General features: G+C 65.0%; 17 protein-coding genes. 10 read left to right on the plus strand and 7 right to left on the minus strand.

All coding sequences use genetic code 11. The annotated features are described in order from the left end of the window. Positions 1-9 precede the first annotated feature (9 nt). The 3 genes from kdpB to GGR90_RS02110 are packed head-to-tail and all read left to right on the plus strand — an operon-like array spanning position 10 to position 3,336. Entirely contained in the window at positions 10-2,037 is a 2,028-nt protein-coding gene (gene kdpB, locus GGR90_RS02100; protein WP_209023531.1) for a potassium-transporting ATPase subunit KdpB, read from the plus strand. Positions 2,038-2,046: 9 nt separating this feature from the next. Continuing rightward, positions 2,047-2,634: a potassium-transporting ATPase subunit KdpC gene (kdpC, locus tag GGR90_RS02105; RefSeq protein WP_167919033.1), complete on the plus strand. Its 588-nt coding sequence runs from the start codon at positions 2,047-2,049 to the stop codon at positions 2,632-2,634. A gap of 9 nt (positions 2,635-2,643) precedes the next feature. Next, on the plus strand, positions 2,644-3,336 hold the full coding sequence (locus GGR90_RS02110) for a response regulator (RefSeq protein WP_167919035.1): 693 nt from the start codon (positions 2,644-2,646) through the stop codon (positions 3,334-3,336). Between the two features lie 37 nt (positions 3,337-3,373). Here the strand turns inward: GGR90_RS02110 and GGR90_RS02115 are convergent, their stop codons facing one another. Both GGR90_RS02115 and GGR90_RS02120 read right to left on the minus strand, forming a co-directional pair. After that, the gene (locus GGR90_RS02115; protein ID WP_167919037.1) at positions 3,374-3,997 is read right to left on the minus strand and encodes a hypothetical protein; all 624 of its coding nucleotides are present in this window, start codon (positions 3,995-3,997) and stop codon (positions 3,374-3,376) included. 56 nt (positions 3,998-4,053) lie between these two features. Continuing rightward, entirely contained in the window at positions 4,054-4,458 is a 405-nt protein-coding gene (locus GGR90_RS02120; protein ID WP_167919039.1) for a MarR family winged helix-turn-helix transcriptional regulator, read from the minus strand. A gap of 70 nt (positions 4,459-4,528) precedes the next feature. Here GGR90_RS02120 and GGR90_RS02125 point away from each other — a divergent pair, with 70 nt between their 5' ends. Genes GGR90_RS02125 through GGR90_RS02140 form a run of 4 tightly spaced genes read left to right on the plus strand, consistent with a single transcriptional unit; the run spans position 4,529 to position 10,237 of the window. Beyond that, complete coding sequence (locus tag GGR90_RS02125) at positions 4,529-6,301, plus strand: chloride channel protein (protein WP_167919041.1); 1,773 nt, start codon at positions 4,529-4,531, stop codon at positions 6,299-6,301. Positions 6,302-6,333: 32 nt separating this feature from the next. Further along, positions 6,334-7,065 carry a trehalose-phosphatase gene (gene otsB, locus GGR90_RS02130; RefSeq protein ID WP_167919050.1) on the plus strand — a complete coding sequence of 244 codons (732 nt, stop codon included), beginning with the start codon at positions 6,334-6,336 and terminating at the stop codon, positions 7,063-7,065. Then, the gene (locus GGR90_RS02135) at positions 7,050-8,843 is read left to right on the plus strand and encodes a glycoside hydrolase family 15 protein (protein ID WP_209023533.1); all 1,794 of its coding nucleotides are present in this window, start codon (positions 7,050-7,052) and stop codon (positions 8,841-8,843) included. Before otsB ends, GGR90_RS02135 begins: the two co-directional genes overlap by 16 nt. Further along, entirely contained in the window at positions 8,840-10,237 is a 1,398-nt protein-coding gene (locus GGR90_RS02140; protein WP_167919052.1) for an alpha,alpha-trehalose-phosphate synthase (UDP-forming), read from the plus strand. The genes GGR90_RS02135 and GGR90_RS02140 overlap by 4 nt, the downstream gene beginning before the upstream one ends. A gap of 30 nt (positions 10,238-10,267) precedes the next feature. Here the strand turns inward: GGR90_RS02140 and GGR90_RS02145 are convergent, their stop codons facing one another. Continuing rightward, a complete protein-coding gene (locus tag GGR90_RS02145; protein WP_167919054.1) occupies positions 10,268-11,983 on the minus strand; it encodes a sulfatase-like hydrolase/transferase in 1,716 nt (571 codons plus the stop codon). A 213-nt stretch (positions 11,984-12,196) separates the two neighbouring features. On the opposite strand from GGR90_RS02145, the gene GGR90_RS02150 reads away from it, so the two are divergent. Continuing rightward, positions 12,197-15,022 (plus strand): TonB-dependent receptor, encoded by a 2,826-nt coding sequence (locus tag GGR90_RS02150; protein ID WP_245198365.1) that lies wholly within the window; start codon positions 12,197-12,199, stop codon positions 15,020-15,022. A 102-nt stretch (positions 15,023-15,124) separates the two neighbouring features. Here the strand turns inward: GGR90_RS02150 and GGR90_RS02155 are convergent, their stop codons facing one another. The 3 genes from GGR90_RS02155 to GGR90_RS02165 are packed head-to-tail and all read right to left on the minus strand — an operon-like array spanning position 15,125 to position 19,945. Continuing rightward, on the minus strand, positions 15,125-16,588 hold the full coding sequence (locus GGR90_RS02155) for a sulfatase-like hydrolase/transferase (protein ID WP_167919056.1): 1,464 nt from the start codon (positions 16,586-16,588) through the stop codon (positions 15,125-15,127). A gap of 16 nt (positions 16,589-16,604) precedes the next feature. Continuing rightward, positions 16,605-18,608, minus strand: a complete 2,004-nt coding sequence (locus GGR90_RS02160; protein ID WP_209023534.1) for a glycoside hydrolase family 2 protein — start codon at positions 18,606-18,608, stop codon at positions 16,605-16,607. Between the two features lie 32 nt (positions 18,609-18,640). Then, positions 18,641-19,945 carry an MFS transporter gene (locus tag GGR90_RS02165; protein WP_167919058.1) on the minus strand — a complete coding sequence of 435 codons (1,305 nt, stop codon included), beginning with the start codon at positions 19,943-19,945 and terminating at the stop codon, positions 18,641-18,643. A 174-nt stretch (positions 19,946-20,119) separates the two neighbouring features. On the opposite strand from GGR90_RS02165, the gene GGR90_RS02170 reads away from it, so the two are divergent. Both GGR90_RS02170 and GGR90_RS02175 read left to right on the plus strand, forming a co-directional pair. Continuing rightward, positions 20,120-21,271, plus strand: a complete 1,152-nt coding sequence (locus tag GGR90_RS02170; protein ID WP_167919060.1) for a cellulase family glycosylhydrolase — start codon at positions 20,120-20,122, stop codon at positions 21,269-21,271. Further along, a complete protein-coding gene (locus GGR90_RS02175) occupies positions 21,268-22,209 on the plus strand; it encodes a family 43 glycosylhydrolase (RefSeq protein WP_342449875.1) in 942 nt (313 codons plus the stop codon). The genes GGR90_RS02170 and GGR90_RS02175 overlap by 4 nt, the downstream gene beginning before the upstream one ends. 1 nt (position 22,210) lies before the next feature. Here GGR90_RS02175 and GGR90_RS02180 read toward each other — a convergent pair whose 3' ends face one another. Then, positions 22,211-22,942: a FadR/GntR family transcriptional regulator gene (locus GGR90_RS02180; protein ID WP_342449876.1), complete on the minus strand. Its 732-nt coding sequence runs from the start codon at positions 22,940-22,942 to the stop codon at positions 22,211-22,213. Positions 22,943-22,963 lie beyond the last annotated feature (21 nt).

The following is a 22,963-nucleotide window of genomic DNA, read 5'->3' on the forward strand; positions in this document are numbered from 1 at the left end:
GATATGTCCATGAACGCTCCCACTTCGATGTTCAGCGCCGCCCTTGTCGTGCCCGCGATGCGCGATGCGGTGCGAAAGCTCGATCCGCGCCAGCTGATCCGCAATCCGGTGATGTTCGTAACCGCCGTCGTCGCGACGCTGCTGACCCTGCTGCTCGCGCTCGGCGAACCGGGCCTGTCGATCGGCTTCGAGTTTCAACTGGTGATCTGGCTGTGGCTGACCGTATTCTTCGGCACCTTCGCCGAAGCGCTCGCCGAGGGCCGAGGGCGCGCGCAAGCAGCGTCGCTGCGCAGGGCCAAGGCCGAACTCAGGGCCAAGCTGATGCTCGGCGTCGGCGACACCTATGAGATCGTGGCGGCGAGCCAGCTCGAAAAGGGCGAGATCGTCCTCGTCGAGACGGGCGACCTCATCCCCGCCGACGGCGAGGTGATCGAGGGCGTCGCGTCGGTCAACGAGGCCGCGATCACCGGCGAAAGCGCGCCGGTGATCCGCGAAGCGGGCGGCGACAGGTCGGCGGTCACCGCGGGAACCCGCGTCATTTCGGACCGCATCAAAATGCGCGTCACCGCCGAACCGGGACAAGGCTTCCTCGACCGCATGATCGCGCTCGTCGAGGGCGCCGAACGCCGCAAGACCCCGAACGAGGTCGCGCTCACCATCCTGCTCGTCGGGCTGACGATCATTTTCCTGATCGCGGTATCGACGATCCCCGGTTTCGCTTCCTATGCCGGCGGCTCGGTGCCGGTCGCGCTGCTCGCCGCGCTGCTGATCACCCTGATCCCGACGACCATCGCCGCGCTGCTGTCGGCGATCGGCATCGCGGGCATGGACCGGCTCGTCCGTTTCAATGTGCTCGCCAAATCGGGTCGCGCGGTCGAGGCGGCGGGCGACGTGGATGTCCTGCTGCTCGACAAGACGGGCACGATCACCGTCGGCGATCGCCAGGCGAGCGAGTTCCGTCCGCTCGCCGGAATCGAGATCGACCGTCTTGCCGAGGGGGCGCTGCTGTCGAGCCTCGCCGACGAGACGCCCGAGGGCCGGTCGATCGTCGCGCTTGCGCGCGAACGCTATGCCATCCGCGTCGAGACGTTGCCGGCGGGATCGGAGGTCATTCCCTTTACCGCGCAGACACGCCTGTCGGGCGTGGTTGTCGCCGGGGTGACGATCCAGAAGGGCGCGGTCGATTCGGTGCTGAATGCACATCCGCAGGGCGAAAACGCCGCGGTGATCGAACTCCGCAAGATCACCGAGGAGATCGCGCGCTCGGGGGGCACGCCGCTCGCCGTGATGCGCGAGGGGCGCCTGCTCGGCGCGATCCACCTCAAGGACGTCGTCAAGGCGGGGGTGCGCGAGCGTTTCGGCGAGCTGCGCAAGATGGGTATCCGCACCGTGATGATCACCGGCGACAATCCGCTCACCGCGGCGGCGATCGCCGCCGAAGCCGGGGTCGACGATTTCCTCGCGCAGGCGACGCCCGAGGACAAGCTGGAACTCATTCGCCGCGAACAGGCCGCGGGCCGCCTCGTTGCGATGTGCGGCGACGGCACCAACGACGCGCCAGCGCTCGCCCAAGCCGACGTCGGCGTCGCGATGAACACGGGAACGCAGGCAGCGCGCGAGGCGGGCAATATGGTCGATCTCGACAGCGATCCGACCAAGCTGATCGAGGTCGTCGGGCTCGGCAAACAGCTGCTGATGACGCGCGGCGCGCTCACGACCTTCTCGGTCGCCAACGACGTCGCCAAATATTTCGCGATCATCCCGGCGATTTTTGTCGTCCTCTATCCGCAGCTCGGGGTGCTCAACGTGATGGGGCTGGCAACGCCCGAAAGCGCCGTGCTGTCGGCGATCATCTTCAACGCGCTAATCATTCCCGCCCTCGTCCCGCTGGCGCTCAAGGGCGTCCGCTATCGCCCGATGCCCGCGGGGCCGCTGCTCGCGCGCAACCTGTCGGTGTTCGGGCTCGGCGGGCTCGTCGCGCCGTTCATCGGCATCAAGCTGATCGACCTCGTCGTCTCCACCCTCCACCTCGCCTAAGGACACATCATGCTTTCCGACCTCAAAACCGCCGTCCGCCCCGCGCTGGTGCTGACGCTGCTCTTCGCCGCGCTGCTCGGCATCGCCTACCCGCTCGCCCTCACCGGAATCGGCCAGACGTTTTTCCCCGCGCAGGCGAACGGCAGCCTGATCCGCGACGGGGACAAGGTGATCGGTTCCGAACTGATCGGACAGAAATTCGCGAGCGCCGCCTATTTCCATGGCCGCCCGTCGGCTGCCGGCATCGATGGGTATGACGCCGCCGCTTCGGCGGGCTCGAACCTCGGCCCGGCAAGCCAGACACTTATCGACCGCGTGCGCACCGACATCGCCGCGCTTTCCCGAACGGCACCGGGCCGCCCTGTCCCGCCCGACCTGGTGACGACCTCCGCCTCGGGGCTCGACCCCCATATCAGCCCCGAGGCGGCTTTTTCGCAGACAGACCGCGTTGCTGCTGCACGGAATCTTCCCGCCCCACAGGTCCGCGCGCTCGTCGAAACCGCCGTCGAGCAACCGGCGCTCGGCTTCCTTGGCGAACCGCGGGTCAATGTGCTGCTGCTCAATCGCGCGCTCGACGCGCGCTTTGGACAAAAGTAACAAGGCACTATGTCGCAAGGCGCAAAAATCCTGATTGTCGAGGACGATCCCCACATTCGTCGATTGCTGCGGGCCACGATGCACCGCGCAGGGCACGCGGTTGTCGAGGCAGCGGATGCGCGCCAGGCGATTGCCCTGCTCGATATCGAGCGGCCCGATGTCGTCCTCCTCGACCTCGGCTTGCCCGATCGCGACGGGCTGGAGCTGATAGGGCTCATCCGTCTGCGCTCGGCCGCGATCGTCATCGTGGTGTCGGCGCGCGACGACGGCGCGGAAAAGGTCACCGCGCTGGACCTTGGCGCCGACGACTATGTCACCAAACCCTTCGACACCGACGAATTGCTGGCGCGGATCCGCACCGCGCTTCGCCACTTGCGGACGGCAGCCGCCGGCGAACCGGTCAGCATCGTCGAAGCGGGAGCCGTGCGGATCGACCTCGAACACCGGCGCGTACTCAAGGATGAGCGGGAAGTTCATCTTACGCCGAAAGAATATGCGGTTCTCGCCGAACTGGCGCAGCGTCCGGACCGTGTCCTCAGCCATACCCAGCTGCTGAAATCGGTGTGGGGGCCGGCGCACGTCGAGCGCGTGGAATATTTGCGGATCGCGGTGCGCGGTTTGCGCCAGAAACTTGAGGTAGACCCCGCCCAGCCGAAGCTCATTATAAACGAGCTGGCTGTCGGCTATCGGCTTCGCGCCTGAACCCCTTCGACTTGCCCACACCAGAATGAGCGGTCGGTTATCGGCTCTGCTCGGCGGCTTTCTTCTGCGCGCGCGCCGCCCTGACGCCCGCGACGAACTGCTCTTTGGTGACCTTCACGGCCAATCCCTTGTCCGACAGGAAAAACGCCGCGCGCGGCATCGTGATATTGCCATCGCGGGTGGTCAGCACCGCGCCCTGCGGCGCCATCGCCTTGACCTTGCCAAGCACCGCCGCGCCATCGGCGCTGCGCACCTCGGCGCCTGGTTTCAACGCTCCCTCGACCGCCGCCGCATCAGCTTCCGCCTCCTTCAGCACCGCGAAGATTTTCGCCTTCGGCGCCTTTAGCGCCGGCCCCTTTTTGGTCATCAGAAAGGCGCTCTTCGATACCACCAGCCCGCTGCCGTTGACCGCGATCGCGATCTTGTCGCCCTCCACCTTGACGATCTGGCCGATCTCTTGACCGTCCTGGTCATAGACTTTGGTGCCGGGAGCCAGGGAAGCCGACCGCGCCGCCTCTTGGGCTTGCACGGCAGGGGCGACGGACAGCGCCGCACCGACAAGGCACAGCGCGGCAAGAATGCCGGAAGATTTGGGCATAAGAAGCTCCTGTCGAACAGCAATGCCCCGTGCCGCATCGTGCGGCCTTGCGCCAAATGGCATGTTGCCCGGCCGTGCCGCGGACACGGCGAGCCGACGGAGCGGAGGAGCCGTTGCGCTTATGTCAAGCGTGTCAGATGCTCGACAAGCAACGGCTGGAGCCGGCGTATCTCTTCCCGATGCGCCGAGGAAAGGTCCGACAATATGCCGGTCGCCTGGGACGTGAGCCGAAGCAGCGCGCGCCGCCGATCCGATGGGGCGGGCTCGCGCCGGACGAGGTCGATCGCTTCGAGCCGGTCGAGCAGTTCGGAAGCGGTGTGCGGCTTCACGATCAGGCGCTGCGCCACATATCCGACCGTCGCCTCGTCGGGAGCGGCGGCCCGGATCGCGAGCAGCACCTGATGCTGCTGCGGCGTCAGCCCCGCTTCCCCCGCCTTGGTTTCGCTGAACATCTGAAACCGCCGCAGCGCGAAACGAAATTCCGCGAGCGCGGCATAATCGATGTCGGTCAAGTCTGAAGCCATGCAATCCTCGGGTTGAATTATATCGCATCACGATATAATTGGCCGCTCCCCAATTTTATGAGGCACTGTGTTGAGCCTTCTTTCTGCCCGAGTGATCCCCGGCCATCAACTGGCTGACCATAGTGTCGATCGCCGAATGATATTGCTCTGTTTCATGGCGCCGGTCATCGGGACGGGCGGCGCGTTCGGCGCGTGGCTCCTGCTCAAATCGATCGCGATCGCTACCAACGCCTTCTGGTTCGGCCGTCTGTCGGCGCAGGAAGTCGAAATCACCGATGCCGCCGTGGGCCTCGCCATCGTGGCAATTCCGGTGATCGGCAGCCTGATCATCGGCGTGATGGCGCGTTTCGGATCGGAAAAGATCAGGGGTCATGGCATTCCCGAAGCGATCGAGACGATCCTGTTCGGCGAAAGCCGGCTGTCGCCGAAAGTCGCGATCCTCAAACCGATCTCGGCGGCCATCTCGATCGGAAGCGGCGGACCGTTCGGCGCCGAAGGTCCCGTCATTATGACGGGGGGCGCGATCGGATCGCTCTTCGCCCAATGTTTTCACCTGAGCGCCGCCGAACGAAAGACGTTGCTGGTCGCCGGCGCGGCGGCCGGCATGGTCGCCATATTCGGCACGCCGATGGCCGCAATCCTTCTGGCGGTCGAAGTTCTCCTGTTCGAATGGAAGCCCCGAAGCTTTGTGCCCGTCGTGATCAGCGTGCTCGTGGCCGCGGCGTGGAGGCCGGAGTTGATTGGTCATGGGCCGATGTTCCCCGCGATCTGGCCGCTTCCGACCGATGGCTGGATCGTCGCCGCGGCCGCGGGAATCGGCGTGATCGTCGGGTTACTCGCGGCGCTCCTCTCCAGCCTTCTCTATCGGATCGAAGACCTGTTCCACCGCCTTCCCGTCCACTGGATGTGGTGGCCGGCGATCGGCGCCCTCGTCGTCGGTGTGGGCGGATTGATCGATGCGCGTGTCCTTGGTGCCGGCTACTCCAATATCCAGACGCTGGTCGACGGCTCCATGGCCTTGCGCGCGGCAGTCATCTTGCTGGCGGTGAAAGCGGTCGTCTGGCTTGTCGCGCTGGGCTCCGGAACGTCGGGCGGCGTGCTCGCCCCGCTCCTGATACTCGGCGGAGCGGCGGGTTGCATCGCGGGCCTGTGGCTGCCGGGCTCGACGGGTTTCTGGGCCATGATAGGCATGGCGGGGATCATGAGCGGCGCCATGCGCGCGCCGCTCACGGGAGCCATATTCGCCGCCGAGCTGACGGGCCGTTTCGACGCGCTTCCCGCGGTGATCGCCGCATCGGGATTTGCCTATGCGATCAGCGTGCTTTGTATGAGGCGCTCGATCCTCACCGAAAAGATCGCTCGGCGCGGGCGGCATATCCTGCAGGAATATACCGTCGACCCGCTCGATCTGCAGCAGGCGGGCCAGCTGATGACGCCCGACCCGGCGACCTTGCCGGCGGACATGACGGTGCATGCCGCCTTGCGCTTCTTTACCGAGGAGGCGACCCATCGCAGCTATCCGGTGGTGGATGCCGAAGGCCGTCTGGTCGGGCTCGCATCGCGATCGGACGCCCTGCGATGGAAAGCGGGCGCATTCGACGAAGGGGCCACGCTCACCGAAACGCTTTCGGACGCGTCGCAAACCACCGCATATCCCGAAACCCCGTGCGGCGTTATTGCCGACCTGATCGTCGAGACGGGTGTCGCGCGCGTGCCTATCGTCGATCGGGAGACGCACAAGGTCGTCGGCATTCTCTCGCGCCAGGACCTGCTCAAGGCACGAAGGGCGCAGCGGACCTCGGAGACACGGCGAAGCAGATTCGGCCGGTCGGTCGATGGTTGACCCTCGCATCTTCGGACTCTAGCCTTGCTGCGATGCACAAAGAGGACAGCCTCCCGCCTCCTCCCCCACTTTCGGAATGGACAGCGCGGCAGCCGGTGGCGCTCTTCCTCGATTTCGACGGCACGCTCGTCGAAATCGCGGAAACTCCGGATGCCATTCTGGTTCCCGACGACCTCGCGCGGCGGCTCGAAGGTCTTGCGGCGCGCATGGATGGCCGCCTCGCGCTGATCACCGGACGGTCGCTTGCCGATATAGGCGGACATCTCGGGCGCGGCTCGATCCGGATCGTGGGTTCGCACGGCGCCGAACACGGCGATGCCGACGACCCGACCACTGGCATCTCCCACGATGCGACGGGGGCGATCGCGGCGCTCGCGGGCGCGTGGCCCGGTCTCCTCGTCGAAACCAAGCCGCACGGCATCGCAATTCATTATCGGCAGGAACCAGACGCCGAGGCAGCCGTCTTTAGGGTCATGGACGGCATTGCGGAGCACGAAGGCCTGGCTGTGCGGCAAGGCAAGATGGTTGTCGAACTGGGGCCGCCACAAGCCAACAAGGGACAGGCGGTGGCACGACTGATGAGCCAGCCGCCCTATGCGGGCGCCATCCCGATCTTCATCGGCGACGACGTGACCGACGAAGACGGTTTTGCGGCCGCCGCCGCGGCGGGCGGGCATGGCATTCTGGTCGGCCCACCGCGTCCGACCGCCGCCCACTATCGGCTTCCGGGCACGCGGGACGTCTATAATTGGCTGAACCTGTGAGCGACCTGTCGCTCTGGCCGATCGGCAATTGCCAGGTCAGCGCGCTCGTCGACGGCGCGGCGGGACTCGTGTGGGGATGCGTCCCGCGCGTCGACGGCGATCCGGTCTTCTGCGCCCTGATGAACGGCGAGCGGCAGGACGAGGGCGTGTGGCGCTTCGCGCTCGAGGGGCAGGTGCGCGCCATCCCCCGCTACAGCCGCAACACGCCGATCCTCGTCACGCGCCTCGAAGCCGAGGATGGCAGCGCGGTCGACATCATCGACTTCTGCCCGCGCGCCCAACGTTCGGGGCGCATGTACCGGCCGGTCGCCTATACGCGCATCGTTCGTCCCGTGGCGGGCAGTCCGCGCATCCGGATGAACTTGTCGCCGATGCGCGACCATGGCGCCGAACGCGCGCCGACGACGCGCGGCACCAACCATATCCGCTATCTGATCGGCAACCAGCCGCTCCGCCTGACCACCGACGCACCGGTCGGCTATCTCATGCAGGAGCTCGCCTTCCGCGTCGAATCCGACCTCCATTTCTTCCTCGGCCCCGACGAGCCTTTCACGGGCAACGTCCGCGAATCGGTGCGCGGGATGGAGGAGGCGACGGGCCAATATTGGCGCAGCTGGGTGCGCGGGCTCGCGACGCCGATGGACTGGCAGGACGCGGTGATCCGCGCCGCGATCACGCTCAAACTCTGTCAGCATGAGGAAACCGGTGCGATCGTCGCCGCGCTGACGACCTCGATCCCCGAGGCGCCGCACAGCGAGCGCAATTGGGATTATCGCTATTGCTGGATCCGCGACGCCTATTACACGGTGCAGGCGCTGAACCGGCTGGGCGCGCTCGACGTGCTCGAAAAATATCTCGCTTACTTGCGCAACATCGTCGACCGCGCCGCCGGCGGGCAGGTCCAGCCGCTCTATTCGGTAATGGGCGTCGCCGAACTCGACGAAGGCGTCGCCGAACATCTCGCCGGTTATCGCGGCATGGGACCGGTGCGCATCGGCAACGCCGCCTATCAGCAGATCCAGCACGACGCCTACGGCCAGATCGTATTGCCGACGGTGCAGGGCTTCTTCGACCAGCGATTGTTCCGCATGGCCGACGAGCGCGATTTCGAAAGCCTCGAAAGCGTCGGCGAGGTCGCATGGGCGATGCACGACCAGCCCGACGCCGGCTTGTGGGAATTTCGCACCAAACAGCTCGTCCACACCTATTCGGCGGTGATGAGCTGGGCGGCGTGCGACCGGCTCGGCAATGTCGCGGCGCGCATCGGCAAGCCCGACCGCGAAGCCTATTGGAACGACCGCGCGGCGAAGATTCGCCAAACGATCGAGCGCGAGGCCTGGGATGATGCGGCGGGCCATTATGGCGCCGCCTTCGGCCACGCCCACCTCGACGCCAGCCTGCTCCAGATGGTCGAGCTGCGCTATATCCGCGCCGACAATCCGCGTTTCCAGGCGACCTTCGCCGCGATCGAAAAGGCGCTGCGCCGCGGCGAGCATATGCTGCGATACGACAGCGAGGATGATTTCGGCCTGCCCGAGACCGCCTTCAACTTCTGCACCTTCTGGCTGATCGAGGCGCTGCACCTGTGCGGTCGAAGCGACGAGGCACGCGCGCTGTTCGAAAAGATGCTCGCGCATCGCACCCCCTCGGGCCTGCTCTCCGAGGATCTCGATTTCGAAAACGGCGAGCTGTGGGGCAATTTCCCGCAGACCTATTCGCTCGTCGGCATCATCCATTGCGCGGGGCTGCTGTCGCGCGGCTGGGACACGGTGCGATGAGCCGGTTGATCGTCGTCTCGAACCGCGTGTCTGTCGCGAAAGGGCGCGGCGCGGCGGGGGCGCAGGGCGGGCTTGCCGTCGCGATGAGCGCGGCGCTGCACAAGCGCGGCGGCATCTGGTTCGGCTGGTCGGGAAACGAGGTCGAACATTTCACCGGTCAGCTCACGATGGAACGCGCCGACGGCTTCACCACCGCGACCGTCGATCTCGAACCCCAAGACGTCGACGAATATTACAACGGCTATGCCAACCGCACGCTATGGCCGCTCTTTCATTACCGGATTGACCTCGCCGAATATGAGAATGAATTCGGCCGCGGTTATGAACGCGTCAACGAGCATTTCGCGAACAGCCTCCATCCGCTGATCGAGGAGGAGGACGTCGTCTGGGTGCAGGATTACCACTTCCTGCCGCTCGGCGAACGGCTGCGCGCGCAGGGGGTGCGGAACCGCATCGGCCTGTTCCTGCATATCCCCTGGCCGCCGACCCGCCTGCTCGTTTCGCTCCCGCATCACGAGCGGCTGGTCGCCGCGATGCTCCACTATGATGTCATCGGCTTTCAGTCGGTCGAATGGCTCGAGAGCTTTCTCCATTATTGCCGCAAGGAACATGGCGCCGAGGTCGACGAGGACAGCGGTACGGTCCGCATCGGCAATCGCAGCACCATCGCCCGCGCCTTTCCCATCGGCATCGACCATGATGAATTCATGGCGCTCGGCGAGACCGAGATTGCCAAGCGATCACAACAGCGGCTCGGCGGCAGCGCGCGCAAGCGCACGATCGCGATCGGCGTCGACCGGCTCGATTACAGCAAGGGGCTTCCCGAACGGATCGACGCGCTCGAACGGCTGTTCTCCGGCCACGACGACATGGTCAACCAACTGCTGTTCGTCCAGATCGCCCCGCCCTCGCGCGAGGACGTCCGGTCTTATCAGCAGATCCGCGCGACGCTCGAACAGAAGACCGGCCAGTTCAACGGCGCGCATTCGGACGTCGATCTCGTCCCGATCCGTTACGTCAACCGGGGCTTCTGCCGCGCCGAACTGTTCGGTTTCTATCGCGCCGCCAAGATCGGCCTCGTCACCCCGCTTCGCGACGGGATGAACCTTGTCGCCAAGGAATATGTCGCCGCGCAGGATCCCGAAGACCCCGGCGTGCTCGTCCTCTCGCGCTTCGCGGGCGCGGCCGAGCAGCTCACCGATGCGTTGCTCGTCAATCCGCACGACGGCGGCGAAGTCGCGCGTGCGATCTGGACCGCGATGCACATGCCGCTCGCCGAGCGCAAAGCCCGATGGGAAAAGCTCTACGCCGTCGTCCGCGACGCCGATGTGATTGGCTGGGCCGACGATTTTCTGGCGGCGCTCATGCAAGATCCGGCCCTGCCGGAGGCGTGAAAGGCGCGCGCCTCGTCCGCGCGGCCCGGCCTATTTTCCGACCAGCGCATGGGGCAATTGCGGAGCTTCGGCACCGCCCCAAACCTGACGTTCCCGCCCCTTGAGGTGCGGATCATAATCCTCGCTCCAGGCGTCGACATAGCTCCGCGCGGCCCAAGCGTCCCATTGTCCGGCCATCTTGCGCACCCGGTCGGGCTCCGTCGCCGCAAGGTTGTGCATCTCCGTGCGATCGGCGGTCATGTCGAAAAGCTGCCACGGCTTCTGAAAGCCCGCGACGAGTTTCCACTTGCCGTCGCGGACGGCGCGGTTTCCTTCATGCTCCCAAAAGATCGGCTTGCCGCGCGTCAGCGCCTCGCCGCGGAAGGCCGGCACCATCGAACGCCCCTCCATCGGCAGGATGGCATGACCATTGAAGGACTTTGGATAAGTGGCGCCGGCCAGTTCCACGAGGGTGGGCATGACGTCGATCAGATGCCCCGGCTCGCGCACGAGCGTGCCGCGCGCCTTCGCGGCGATCCCGCGTGGCCAATGCGCGATCAGCGGCGTCGCGATCCCGCCCTCATAAGTGTGGTGCTTATAATATTGGAAGGGCGCATTCTGCAGCGTCGCCCAGTTCATTCCGGTCCACACCACCGACTGTGCGCTGCCCGGCAGACCTTCACCCTTGAGACGGCCGTCAGGGCCGCTTTCGGCGGTGCCGCCATTGTCGCTCATCAAAAGGATCAGCGTATTGTCGAGTTCGCCCGATTGCCGCAGCCGATCGACGAGCGTACCGATCGAGCGGTCGACGCGGTGGATCACCGCGGCATAGACCGCCATCATCGTATCGAAACGGTCCTTCTCCCCGGCCGACAGCTTGTTCCAGTCGTAGCTCCCCGGCAGCGCGGCGGGCAGTTCGGCGTCGGCGGCGATGATGCCGAGCTTCTTTTGCCGCTCGAAGCGTTCGCGGCGGATGACCTCCCAGCCGCGCATATAATGGCCCTTGAATTTCGCCGCATCCTCGGGCGGCGCCATCAGCGGAAAATGCGCCCCGACGAAGGGCATATAGAGAAAGAAGGGTTTGTGCTGTTCGCGCGCCTCCCCGATGAATTTCGTCTGCCAGTCGATGAACATGTCCGACGAATACCAATAGCCCTGCCCGACGCGCGGCGAATTGGCGGGCACACGCTCGCCGTCGATATAGACCGATTGCGCGAGCCGCTGCGGCTGGTCGGGATAATAGAGTTCGCCCGAAGGCGAGGTGAGCGACCGGTCGAAGCCGCGCTGCCACGGGCCGACGCCGCGTGAGATGCCGAGATGCCATTTGCCCGCCATCGCGGTGAAATAGCCCGCCGATTTCAGCACCTCGGCCAAGGTGACGACGCGGTCCGAAAGCTTGCTGTGCAGTCCCTTCGAGCCCGGCACATGGACCGATTCGAGATGCCCCAGCCCCGCCTGATGCGGATAGGTGCCCGTAAGCAGCGACGCCCGCGACGGGCTGCAGCGCGCATTATTGTAGAATTGCGTGAAGGCGAGGCCGTTTTTCGTCAGCGCGTCGATGTTCGGCGTCGGGATTTCGCCGCCGAAGCTGCCCATGTCGGAAAAGCCGACGTCGTCGAGCAGGATCACGACGACGTTCGGACGGGTGGGTTGCGGGCGGGTCGGCGTTTCCGCTGCGCTGGCGGCCGACGGCAATATGCCCGCCGCCAGCGCCGCGGCGGCACAGCCCGCGCGGGCCAATCGACGAACGGTCTGTTTGATATTCACCCGACTCTCTCCCTATTCACCGATTTATCATATATATATTGACTTTATTCGATCCCTTGGTCAACTTCCGCCGTGAAGCGTCGACGAAACGGTACGGCTAGCTGCGTGAAATCGGGATTGAGGCCGGATGCGCCCCCGACTCTTCGACAGCCCTCCCCCTGTTTGGCGACGCCCAAAGGCAAAAATGCCTGCCGGACGTTGGGAGAGGACAGGATGAAAATGCAGACGCGTTTTTCGGCGGCGGTATCGGTGCTTGCGCTCGTCGCGAGCGCCCCGGCATGGGGACAATCCACCAGCGCAAATGACACCGCCGCGACCGATAGTGTCGCCGACGCGGCACAGGAACCGGAAGACGCCATCGTCGTCACCGGCGTCCGCCGCTCGCTCGAGCGCGCGGCCGACATCAAGCGCGAGTCGGTGCAGGTGGTCGATGCGATCGTCGCGCAGGACATCGGCAAGCTGCCCGATCCCACCACCGCTGCCGCGCTCCAGCGCGTGCCCGGCGTCCAGGTCTCCGTGAACCGCAACAACGAGCTTGGCGACGTGCGCGTGCGCGGCCTTCCCGATGTGCTCACCACGGTCAACGGGCGCGAGGTCTTTTCGACGATCGGCCGCAACTTCGACCTGCAGGATATGCCCGCCGAGGCGCTCTCACGCGTCAACGTTTTCAAGTCGCAGACCGCCGACCTGACCGAAGGCGGGCTCGCCGGGGTGATCGACCTCCAGCTCAACCGCCCGTTCAATTTCAGGGATCCGACCGTCGTTCTTGGCGGCCGCGCCAATTACGGCGACCGCGTCGACAAGATCAATCCGCAGTTCAGCCTGCTCGCGACCGACCGGTGGGATACCGGCATCGGCGAGATCGGGGCACTGATCAACGGCACCTATTCGAAGTCCGACTATTACCGCGCGTCGACGGTGCTGTTCCAACGGCGCAGCACCAACACCGGGCCGTTCAACACGCCGGGTTATGTCATCCCCGGCATCCTCCAGAACTTCCCGCAGCAAGGCTCTATCGAGCGGCATCAGGTCAACGGCGCGCTGCAATGGCAGGCATCGCCGTCGCTCGAAGTCTATGCCGAGGGCTTCTACACCTATTTCCGCGACCGCGGCAGCCGCAACGGCGCGAATATCCAGCCCTTTACCAACGGCACGACGATCACCGACGTTACGCCCGGCGCGAGTTGCATCGACACCTATGTTCGTTCGAACGGCAACAACCCGGTCATCCAGACCGACGCCGAGGGCATAGAGTCGTGGACGCTGACCCAAGCACAACTCGATAACCCGGTCGAGCTATGCCAGCCCGAAAGCATGACCTTCGCCAATCTGGTGTCGAACCAGACGACGCAGGCGCGCGACCTCAACCAGCGCAACAAGCAGTTCGCCGGCGGGCTGAAATATGAAGAGGGCCGGCTGAACGCGGTGCTCGACGTCGCGTATCAGACCTCGAAATTCGAGCTGCAGAATATCACCTCGGACATCGGGCAGCGGCTGCCCAGCCTGACCGTAACGATGGATAACGGCGGCCACGCCGAATATACGGTGCCGGGCGATGCGCTGCTCAGCCGCGACAATCTCTATATCCGCAACGCGCTGATCCAGAATTTCACCGAGAACCGCGGCAAGCTGTTCCAGGCGAAGGGTGACGTCGATTACGACCTCGACGGCTTCCTGTCGAATATCGCGGTCGGCGTCCGCTATGCGCACCGTTCGGCCGAGGAGCAGGCGGTCAATCTGAACAAGAGGATTCCGGGCGGCAATATCGGTACCGATTCCGAAGACCGGGCGGTGCTGGTTTCGGACACCGGCCTGCCCGACGATTTCCTCGTGCTCGGCTCGCGCGCGCCCGACCTCAACAATGGTTCGCGCTTCTATATTCCCAACCCCGACTTCCTGCTGTCCGAAGACGGGCTCGACGCGGCGCGCGCCTATTTCGGATTGCCGGCGGGGCGGCCCGACTATGATCCGGGACGCGCGTTCGACGCAAAGGAGGATACGCTCGCCGCCTATGTGCAGGGCAAATATGAAACCGACCTGTCGAACAGCATCACCTTGGATGGGGTCGTCGGGATGCGCTATATCCGCACGAGCCGCACGATCGGCACTTTCGTCGAGGCGGAGGGCGGCGAATATGACCGGCTGACCGCCGACTCGGTCGATCACGACTGGCTGCCCAATGCGACGGCGCGTTTCCGGATCGGCGACAATATCCAGATCCGCTTCGGCTATGCCAAATCGCTGCGCCGCCCGAACTTCGAAGCGCTCAACCCGGCGATCACGCTCAACCAGTCGAACAACCCGCTGGTTCAGAGCACCGGCAATGCCGGCAACCCCGACCTCAAGGCGCAGAAGTCCGAAAGCCTCGACGCGACCTTCGAATATTATTTCCCCAGCGGCTATGTGGCGATCGCGGGCTATTACCGCGACATCACCGATCGCGTCATCACGAGCGGCGCGGTCGAGATGATCGACGGCGTCGATTATTCGGTCGCGCGCCCGCGCAACGTCGGCCAGGCGACGCTGAAGGGTATCGAACTCAGCACCCAATATTTCTTGGACTTCCTGCCCGGCGCGCTGTCGGGGCTCGGGGTGCAGGGCGCCTTCACGCTTGCCGATTCCAAGGTCGGCGGAGACGATCCGCTGGCGGGTTATCCGCTACAGGGCGTGTCGAAATATAATTATACCGTCGGCCTGCTGTACGAAAAGAGCGGGGTCAACGCGCGGCTGGTTTATACCTATCGCTCCAAATATCTGGCACTCGACGCCACCGGCCAACCGACGCTGCGGCCCATGACCGAAGAGACGATCGCTTCGCTGGAGGTGCCGGCACTCGTCACCTATGCGCGCGGCGCCGGGCGGCTCGACTTCAACATCGGCTATGACATCACCGACGCTATCCGCGTCGACATCGGCGGCACCAACATCCTCGGGAACAACACTTCGACTTACTACGACTATCCCGGATATACGAATATCAACAACGAGATGTCGTACGACGAAACGACCTATTCGGTGGGCGTGCGCGTCAAATTCTAAAGCGAACGCGCGCGGCGGCCCTCCCCGCCCGTCGCCTCTCGCGCAGCACAAATAGGCCTCCTTGCGACCGCGCAAGGAGGCCTATTATTTTGGGCACAGTCCTTATCGGCGCAGCGCCGCCATCCAGGCCTTGAGTTTGGCGAGCAGGCGGTCGCGGACCGCGGGTTCGCTCGCTGCGACGTCATTCGCCTCGCCCGGATCGCGTGCGAGGTTGAAAAGCTGCGGGCTCGCCCCGCCCGCGTCCGCGAGCAGCTTCCAATTGCCTTCGCGGATCGCGAACGGCGGCGCCTGATCGCGCTCCAGTGCCGGCTGCGGCGTTTCCTTCGCCGCGCCTTCCTTGCCATAGGCCCAATAAAGATCGGGCCGCCCAGCGATCGCGCGTCCCTCGATCACCGGCGACAGGTCGATCCCGTCAGCGCCGGCGGGTATTCGCGCACCGACGATGCTCGCGAGCGTCGGCAAGAGGTCGACGCCCTGCCCCACCGTTTGCTCGTCGCGATAGCCGGCCTTGGAGTGGCCGCGCCAATAGAGGATCAGCGGCTGACGGATGCCGCCTTCGTAGAGGCTCCATTTGCGACCGCGCAGATTTTCGGTGCTGCCCGGCGCGACATGGCCGTCCTTGTAATAGCGCTGCGACGATGACGGCCCGTTGTCGCTGGTGACGATGACCAGCGTATTGTCCATCTCGCCCATCTGGTCGAGGCGGTCGAACAGGCGGCCGAGCGTCTTGTCCATCTTGACCAGCGACGCGAGCATCCGGTCGTCGTCGGAGGATGTGCCCTTACCCATGACATCCGACAGGCTTTCGTCGTCGGGCGCCCACGGATCGTGCATGTCGTTGAGCCAGAGGTTCACGAACCAGGGCCTCTCCGAATGCTGGGCGACGAAGCCGACCGTCATATTGGCGTAAAGGCCGGTGAGGTTGGTCTTGAGCTCCCAGAAGCGCGGCCCTTCGCCCAGTTCATCCGATTGTTCGGCGAGGAAGCGTTCCTCGTCCGAAACGAGCACGCGCGGCCCCAGCCCTTCGAAGGTCGTGAAACTATGGTCGAAACCATAAGCCGTCGGCCATGGCGCATCGGCAATGTCGCGCCCGCCGCCCAGATGCCATTTGCCGATATGCGCGGTGTCATAGCCCGCGCCCTTCAGCAGCCGCGCGATATTGGGCAGCTTGGGATCGAGCCAGTCCGCCTGCCCGATCGACCGATTATAGGCGCGGTCGCTGACATAGTTGATGAAGCCGACCTCGGCGGGAAACCGCCCGGTGAGCAGGCCGGCGCGCGACGCCGAACAGATCGGCGCCGCGTCGTAGAATTGCGTCATCAGCACGCCTTCGCGCGCGAGACGGTCGAGGTTCGGGGTCTGGACCTTTTGGTTCCCCATCACCGACAGGTCGCCGAAGCCCATATCGTCGACGAGGACGAACAGGATGTTTGGCTTGGCCGATGCGGTGGCCGGGGCCGGCGGAGCGGCGGCCGGTGCGGCCCCGCTCACGGGCGCCGCGGCGCCCATCAGCGCCGCGAGCATGGTGGTCGCGGCCCAGCGGGCCATCGCGGTGCGTCGTGCCATCGGCTTTCCCCTCGCCTTATTTATCCTCGAACAGCGGCTTTGCGATCTTCGCGAAATCCTCGACAGGCAGCTTCGATACCGCGCGGTCATAGGTGAGCAGGCCGTTCAATTCGCCCTCGACATCGCTCGTTTCGGTATAGACCGACGCCGCGAGCCCCAGTTCCTTCGCCTGGCGGATGATCTCGTCGAACTTGATCTTATAGCGGCGGCGATAATCTTCCTTGTCGGCGGCGAACTGATAGATGCGCGCGTCGCGATCGGTGAACCACAGATGCCCCGGGATCGGCAGCCCGACGCCGCCGAATTCGCCGGTCACGATCGGCCGGTCGGCCTGCGGCGCGGGTTCGACGGGCACTTCGTCATAGGTGTGGATGTCATAGACGTCCGACCCGCTGCCCGGAACGTCGAACCAGCCGCTCGCATTGTTGACGAGGCGGCTCGGGTCCATATTCTTGGCGATGCTGCCGACGGTCTTGACGTCATACTGGCCCCAGCCTTCATTGTTGGTCACCCACATCACGATCGAAGGGAAAGCGCGGAGCGCGCCGATCATCCGCGCCAGTTCGGCCTGATATTGCGCCATGCCCGCCGAGGTAAAAGTCGCCTCACGGTCGCTCGGGCGCCGCACCGCCTGATCGCCGAACGCGCCCGAGGGCATGTCCTGCCAGATCAATATGCCGAGCCGGTCGGCATCGTGATAATATTGCGCGGGCTCGACCTTGATATGCTTGCGGAGCATGTTGAAGCCGGCCTTTTTCAGGAAGATGATGTCGCTGCGCGCGGCCTCCTCCGACGGCGGGGTCAGCAGGCTTTCGGGCCACCAGCCCTGATCGAGCGTGCCGTTGTGAAAGAGCGGCTTGTTGTTGAGCAGCAGCGCCATCTTGCCGGTCTTGGGATCGACACCGGTCGAAATCTTGCGCATCCCGAAATAGCTTTTGACGCTATCGCTGGGTGCGCCGGTGACAGTCGCCGCGGCATAGGCCTGCACTTCGCGCCCGGTCATCGGCGGCAGCCCCGTGCGGTCGTTCCCCGCTCCCTTCGGCGGCGTCACTTTCACCAACTCGGCGGTCAGGTCATAGAGATAGGGATCGTCGGGCGACCAGAGCCGCGCGCCCGGAATCTTGAGCACCCCCTGCCGGTTGCCGCGGATGATCGTGCTCGCGATCAACTTACCCTTGTCGCGCGCAGTGATGCGGACAGCGTCGCTGGGGGTCGCGGTGTTGCTGAGCGCGACATCGACCGTCAGCTCGCCCTTGTCGATATCGGGCACCGCGCGGAGGTCGGCGATATGAAGATCAGCGACCGGCTCGAGCCACACCGTCTGCCAGATGCCGCTGACCGCAGTGTACCAGATGCCGCGCGGTTCGAGCGTCTGCTTGCCGCGCGGCTGGTCGCCGGTTGAGGTCGGGTCGGTGACCTGCACGACGAGTTCGTTGGCTCCGGAGCGGAGATAGCGGGTGACGTCGAAGCTGAACGGGTCCGACCCACCCTTGTGGCTGCCAACGACGACACCGTTGACGAGCACCGTCGATTCGAAATCGACCGCACCGAAATGCAGCAACGTGCGCTGACCCGGCCATTTCGCCGGCAGCGTGAAGCTGCGCTTATACCAGAGCCGGTCGTCGGGCATCAGCTTGCGCGCGACGCCCGACAGCCTCGATTCGACCGCGAAGGGGACAAGAATCTTGCCGTCCATCGTCGCGGGCTGCGGCTCGTTCGCCGGGCGGATCGCATAATCCCAATGCCCGTTGAGATTCATCCAGATGTCGCGTTCCATCTGCGGGCGCGGGTAGCTTCGCCACGCATTTTCGGGCGTCACCTTGCGGCCCCACTCGGTCATGATCGGGCCGACATAGGCGGGGCCGCCCTCCGTGCTGCCCGGCGCGGTGTAGCCCGCGGTGTTGGCGGTCGAATTGGCGGGCTTCTTGGGGGGCGGCGCGCCCGTCTGCGCATAGGCGGCAGTGTTGGCGCTGCCCGCCAGGAGCGCGGCAATCACAAGCAGCTTCGAAACGGACTTCATCGGACCCTCCCAATTTATATGATCAATGTGTTTTATAAAGAGTCGTCGGGCGTGGCAACCGGAAATCGGTCGCGACCGCTTCGCGGAATGCGGCGTTCGATCAGGAAGATCGCCGCCGCCGAGAACGCCAGCATCACAGCGAGAAAGATCATCGGCGCGAGATCGCTGCCCGTCGCGTCATGGATTTTCGGCACGACCGCCTGCGCGACGAACCCGCCGAGATTGCCGACCGAATTGATCGCCGCGAAACCCGCGGCCGCCGCCGCTCCGGTCAGGAACCGTCCCGGCAGCACCCAGAAAAAGGGCTGGCCGGCAAAGATCGCGGCGGCAGCGATACACAGCGCGGTGAACTGGAGCACGGGCGACGGCAGCACGACCGCCAGCACGAGGCTTAGCGCGCCGACGAGCGCGGGCCCCACGATGAAGCGGCGCGACCCGGTGCTCCGCGCGGCCCGGCGCGGAAGCCACCACAGCGCCGCTGCGACGGTAAGCCACGGGATGATGTTGAGCAGCCCGTTGACGGCATCGCTGACGCCGAAACCCCTGACGATCGTCGGAAGCCAATAGCTGAGGCCATAGGCCGACAGCGGAAAGCCGAGGAAAGCGATGCAGAGCAGGATCACGCGAAAATCGCCGAGCGCGCGCAGCGGGTTGGCATGCTCGCGCGGGCCGCCCTCCGCCGCGAGCGTTTTGGCAAGCCACGCCTTTTGCGCATCGGTAAGCCAGCGCGCTTCGGCTGGACCGCGCGGCAGGCGCGCGAGCACGACGGGAACGAGCAGCAATGCCGGGATCGCGGTGACGATGAACACCCATTGCCAGCCGCGCAGCCCGGCCAGGCCGTCGAGTTCGAGCAAAAGGCCGCCGAGCACCGCGCCTACCGCGTTGGCGAAGGCACTCGCGATCAGGAACAGCCCGATCGCCCGTGCGCGCTGCGCCTGCGGAAACCACAGGGTGAGCAGATAGAGGACGCCGGGGAAGAAGCCCGCCTCGGCGACCCCGAGCAGGAAGCGCAGGACATAGAAGCTCGTCGGCGTCCACGCGAAGCCGAGCGCCAGCGTGACGAGGCCCCACGCCCCGATGATCCGCGCGAACCAGATTCGCGGTCCCACGCGATCGAGGATCAGATTGCTCGGAATCTCGAACAGGCAATAGCCGATGAAGAAGAGCGCCGACCCCAGTCCATAGGCGGCTTCGCTGAGCCCCAGGTCACCGACCATTTGCAGCTTGGCATAGGCGACATTCTGCCGGTCGATATAGGCGACCAGATAGAGCAGGCAGAGCAGCGGCATCAGCCGCCAGGTGATACGCCGGACCGTCGCCGCGCCGATGTCGTCCATTCGAGCCTCTCCCGTCATCGCTTCGCGGCCATTGAAGCGATCGGATCGCCTCCAAGCTATTTATACGATATATATGCTTCCTATCGAAGCAAATCGAATCTATCAATGGCGCATCGGTTGTGACGCGGGGACGAGCCGTCTCCCGCCAAAGACGCCAAGAGAGGGAGAAGAGAGATGATCCGACGGAGCTTCCTGCTCACCGCCGCCGCTTTCACCATCGCGGCCACCGCCGCCCAGCCCGCCGCCGCGCGCGAGCAATGGTCGAAGGAGCAGGCGAATATATGGTATGACAAGCAGCCTTGGTTGGTCGGCGCCAACTATGCTCCCGGCTCGGCGGTCAACGAGCTCGAAATGTGGCACGAGCCCACTTTCGATCCCGCGACGATCGACAAGGAACTCGGCTGGGCGGCTGGCATCGGCATGAACACGATGCGCGTCTTCCTGCACAATCTGCTGTGGGAAAACGATCCCGAAGGCCTGAAAAAACGGATGAACGAGTTTCTCGCCATCGCCGACAAGCACAAGATCAAGATCATGTTCGTGCTGTTCGACAGCGTATGGGATCCGAACCCGGTCTATGGCCTGCAGAGCCCGCCGATCCCCGGCGTTCATAATTCGCGCTGGGTGCAGGCGCCGGGCGAAGCGAGACTGAAGGATGCAAGCCAGTATCACAAGCTCGAAGCCTATGTGAAAGACATCGTCGGCACCTTTGCGAACGACAAGCGCGTCATCATATGGGATTTGTGGAACGAACCCAACAACAAGGGCGGCGGCAATTACGAGCACGTCCCCGACAAGAACAAATATGTCGCGCTGCTGCTGCCGCAGGTCTACGAATGGGCGCGCAGCGCCGATCCCAGCCAGCCGCTGACCTCGGGCGTGTGGATCGGCGAAAATTGGGACAATCTGGACAAGGTCGACGCGGTCGAACGCACCCAGCTGACCCAGTCGGACATCAACAGCTTTCACGATTACAGCTGGCCCGAAAAGTTCGAGAAGCGCGCGAAGCAGATGCTGAGCTATGGCCGCCCGGTGCTGTGCACCGAATATATGGCGCGCGGCAACGGGTCGACCTTTGACGGCTCGCTGCCGATCGGCAAGAAATACAACATCGGCATGTATAATTGGGGTTTCGTCGACGGCAAGACGCAGACGCGCCTCCCGTGGGACAGCTGGAAAAAACCCTATACCTATGACGAGCCGACGATCTGGTTCCACGAGGTTTTCCGTGCCGATGGCAAGCCCTATCGCCAGGCCGAAGTGGATCTGATCAAGCGCCTCGCCGCCGCGCCGAAGGGCGTGGTCCCGATGGCGAACGCCAAGTGATCCGGCGGCCGGCGCTCCGCCGCGCCCTGCTCGCCGCGCTGCTCGCCGGTTCGGCGGCAGCGATGGCGGAAGCACCGGCCCCGCTCTCGTTCGACGGCGCCGATCCCGACATCGAGGCCGCCGACGGGCGCTATTTCATCTATCCGACCAATTCGGGCGGGACCGGACAACTGCACGTCTGGACCTCGCCCGACCGCCAGCATTGGCAAAAGGGCGCCGAACTGATCGCGCTCGACCGGATCGGCTGGATCGGCAACGACGGCGCGCCGCGTCACGCGCTATGGGCGCCCGACATGGTCGCGGCGAACGGCCGCCATTATCTCTATTTCTCGGTCGGGCCGCAGAACCCGACGCCGAGCCGCATCGGCGTCGCGACCTGCGCGGGCCTCGAAGGCCCGTGCACCGACAGCGGCAAGCCGCTGATCACCGGGGGCAAGGGGTTCGAGGCGATCGACCCCGCGGTCTTCGTCGACCCCGCGAGCAAGACGCGCTACCTCTACGCCGGCGGCAGCGCGGGCGCGAAGCTGCGCGTCTGGACGCTGGGGCCCGACATGGTGACGATCGACCGCGAGATTGCGGTCGAAACGCCGCCGCATTTCACCGAAGCCGCGTTCATGCACGAACGCGGCGGCACTTATTATCTGTCCTATTCGTCGGGCAGCTATCGCCACGACAGCTATCAGGTCCATTATGCGACCGCGTCCTCGCCGACGGGCCCCTGGATTTATCGCGGCAAGATCGTCGAGAGCGACGCGCGCTTCAAGGGTCCCGGCCATCACGCCTTCCTGCACGATCCCGCCGACGGTGGCTGGTACATCGCCTATCACCGCTGGGAAGGACAGACCGGTCCCGGCCCCTATAAGGGCAGCCGCAAATTTACCGTGCAACCGATCACCTATCGCGCCGACGGCACGATCGCTCCGCTCGAGATGCGCTAGGTTATTTCTCCGCGTCGTCGATCAGCGTCAGCACATCGCCGATCAGGTGACGCATCGCACTGCGCGCCGCGTCGGGATCGTGCGCCGCGATCGCATCGCGGACCGCGGCATGATCGGCGACGCTGGCGGTGCGCCCCTTGATCCGGTTGGTAAAGCGGATCGAGGTGCGCAGCGCGGTGCTGACGACATCGCGGAACTGGGCGTAGAAGGGGTTGTTCGACGCGCGCAGGACGGCGACGTGAAAGGCGATGTCGGCCTCGAGCGTATCGTCCTCGCCACGCTCGGCCGCCGCCATGCGATCGAGACCGTCGCCAATCCGCGTGAGTTCCTCGGCGCGCCCGAATTGTGCGGCGAGCGCCGCCGCCTCGGGCTCGATCGCGACGCGCAGCTGGTTGAACTGTTTGAGCAGCTCGATCGAAAATTGCCGCTCGAGCAGCCAGCGCAGCACATCGGTGTCGAACAGGTTCCACGACGAGGTCGGCTGTATCACCGTCCCCTGCCGCGGCCGCGCGCTGAGCAGCCCCTTGGCGGTCAGCATCTTCACCGCCTCGCGCGTTACCGACCGGCTGACGCCGTGGCGCTTGGTCAGTTCGGCCTCGGTCGGAAAGGCTTCGTCGTCGAACTGGCCGGTGACGATCGCGCGCCCCAGATTGTCGAGCAGGCCATAGGTCAGGTTGCGCCCGAGCGACGCGGGGGCATCATCCTGTCCCAGTCCCGGTTGTTCTAACGACACGGTCCTCGCCTCCTTTCGAGA

It is taken from the genome of Sphingopyxis italica (assembly GCF_011926545.1).
In the GTDB taxonomy this organism is placed as follows: Bacteria; Pseudomonadota; Alphaproteobacteria; order Sphingomonadales; family Sphingomonadaceae; genus Sphingopyxis; species Sphingopyxis italica.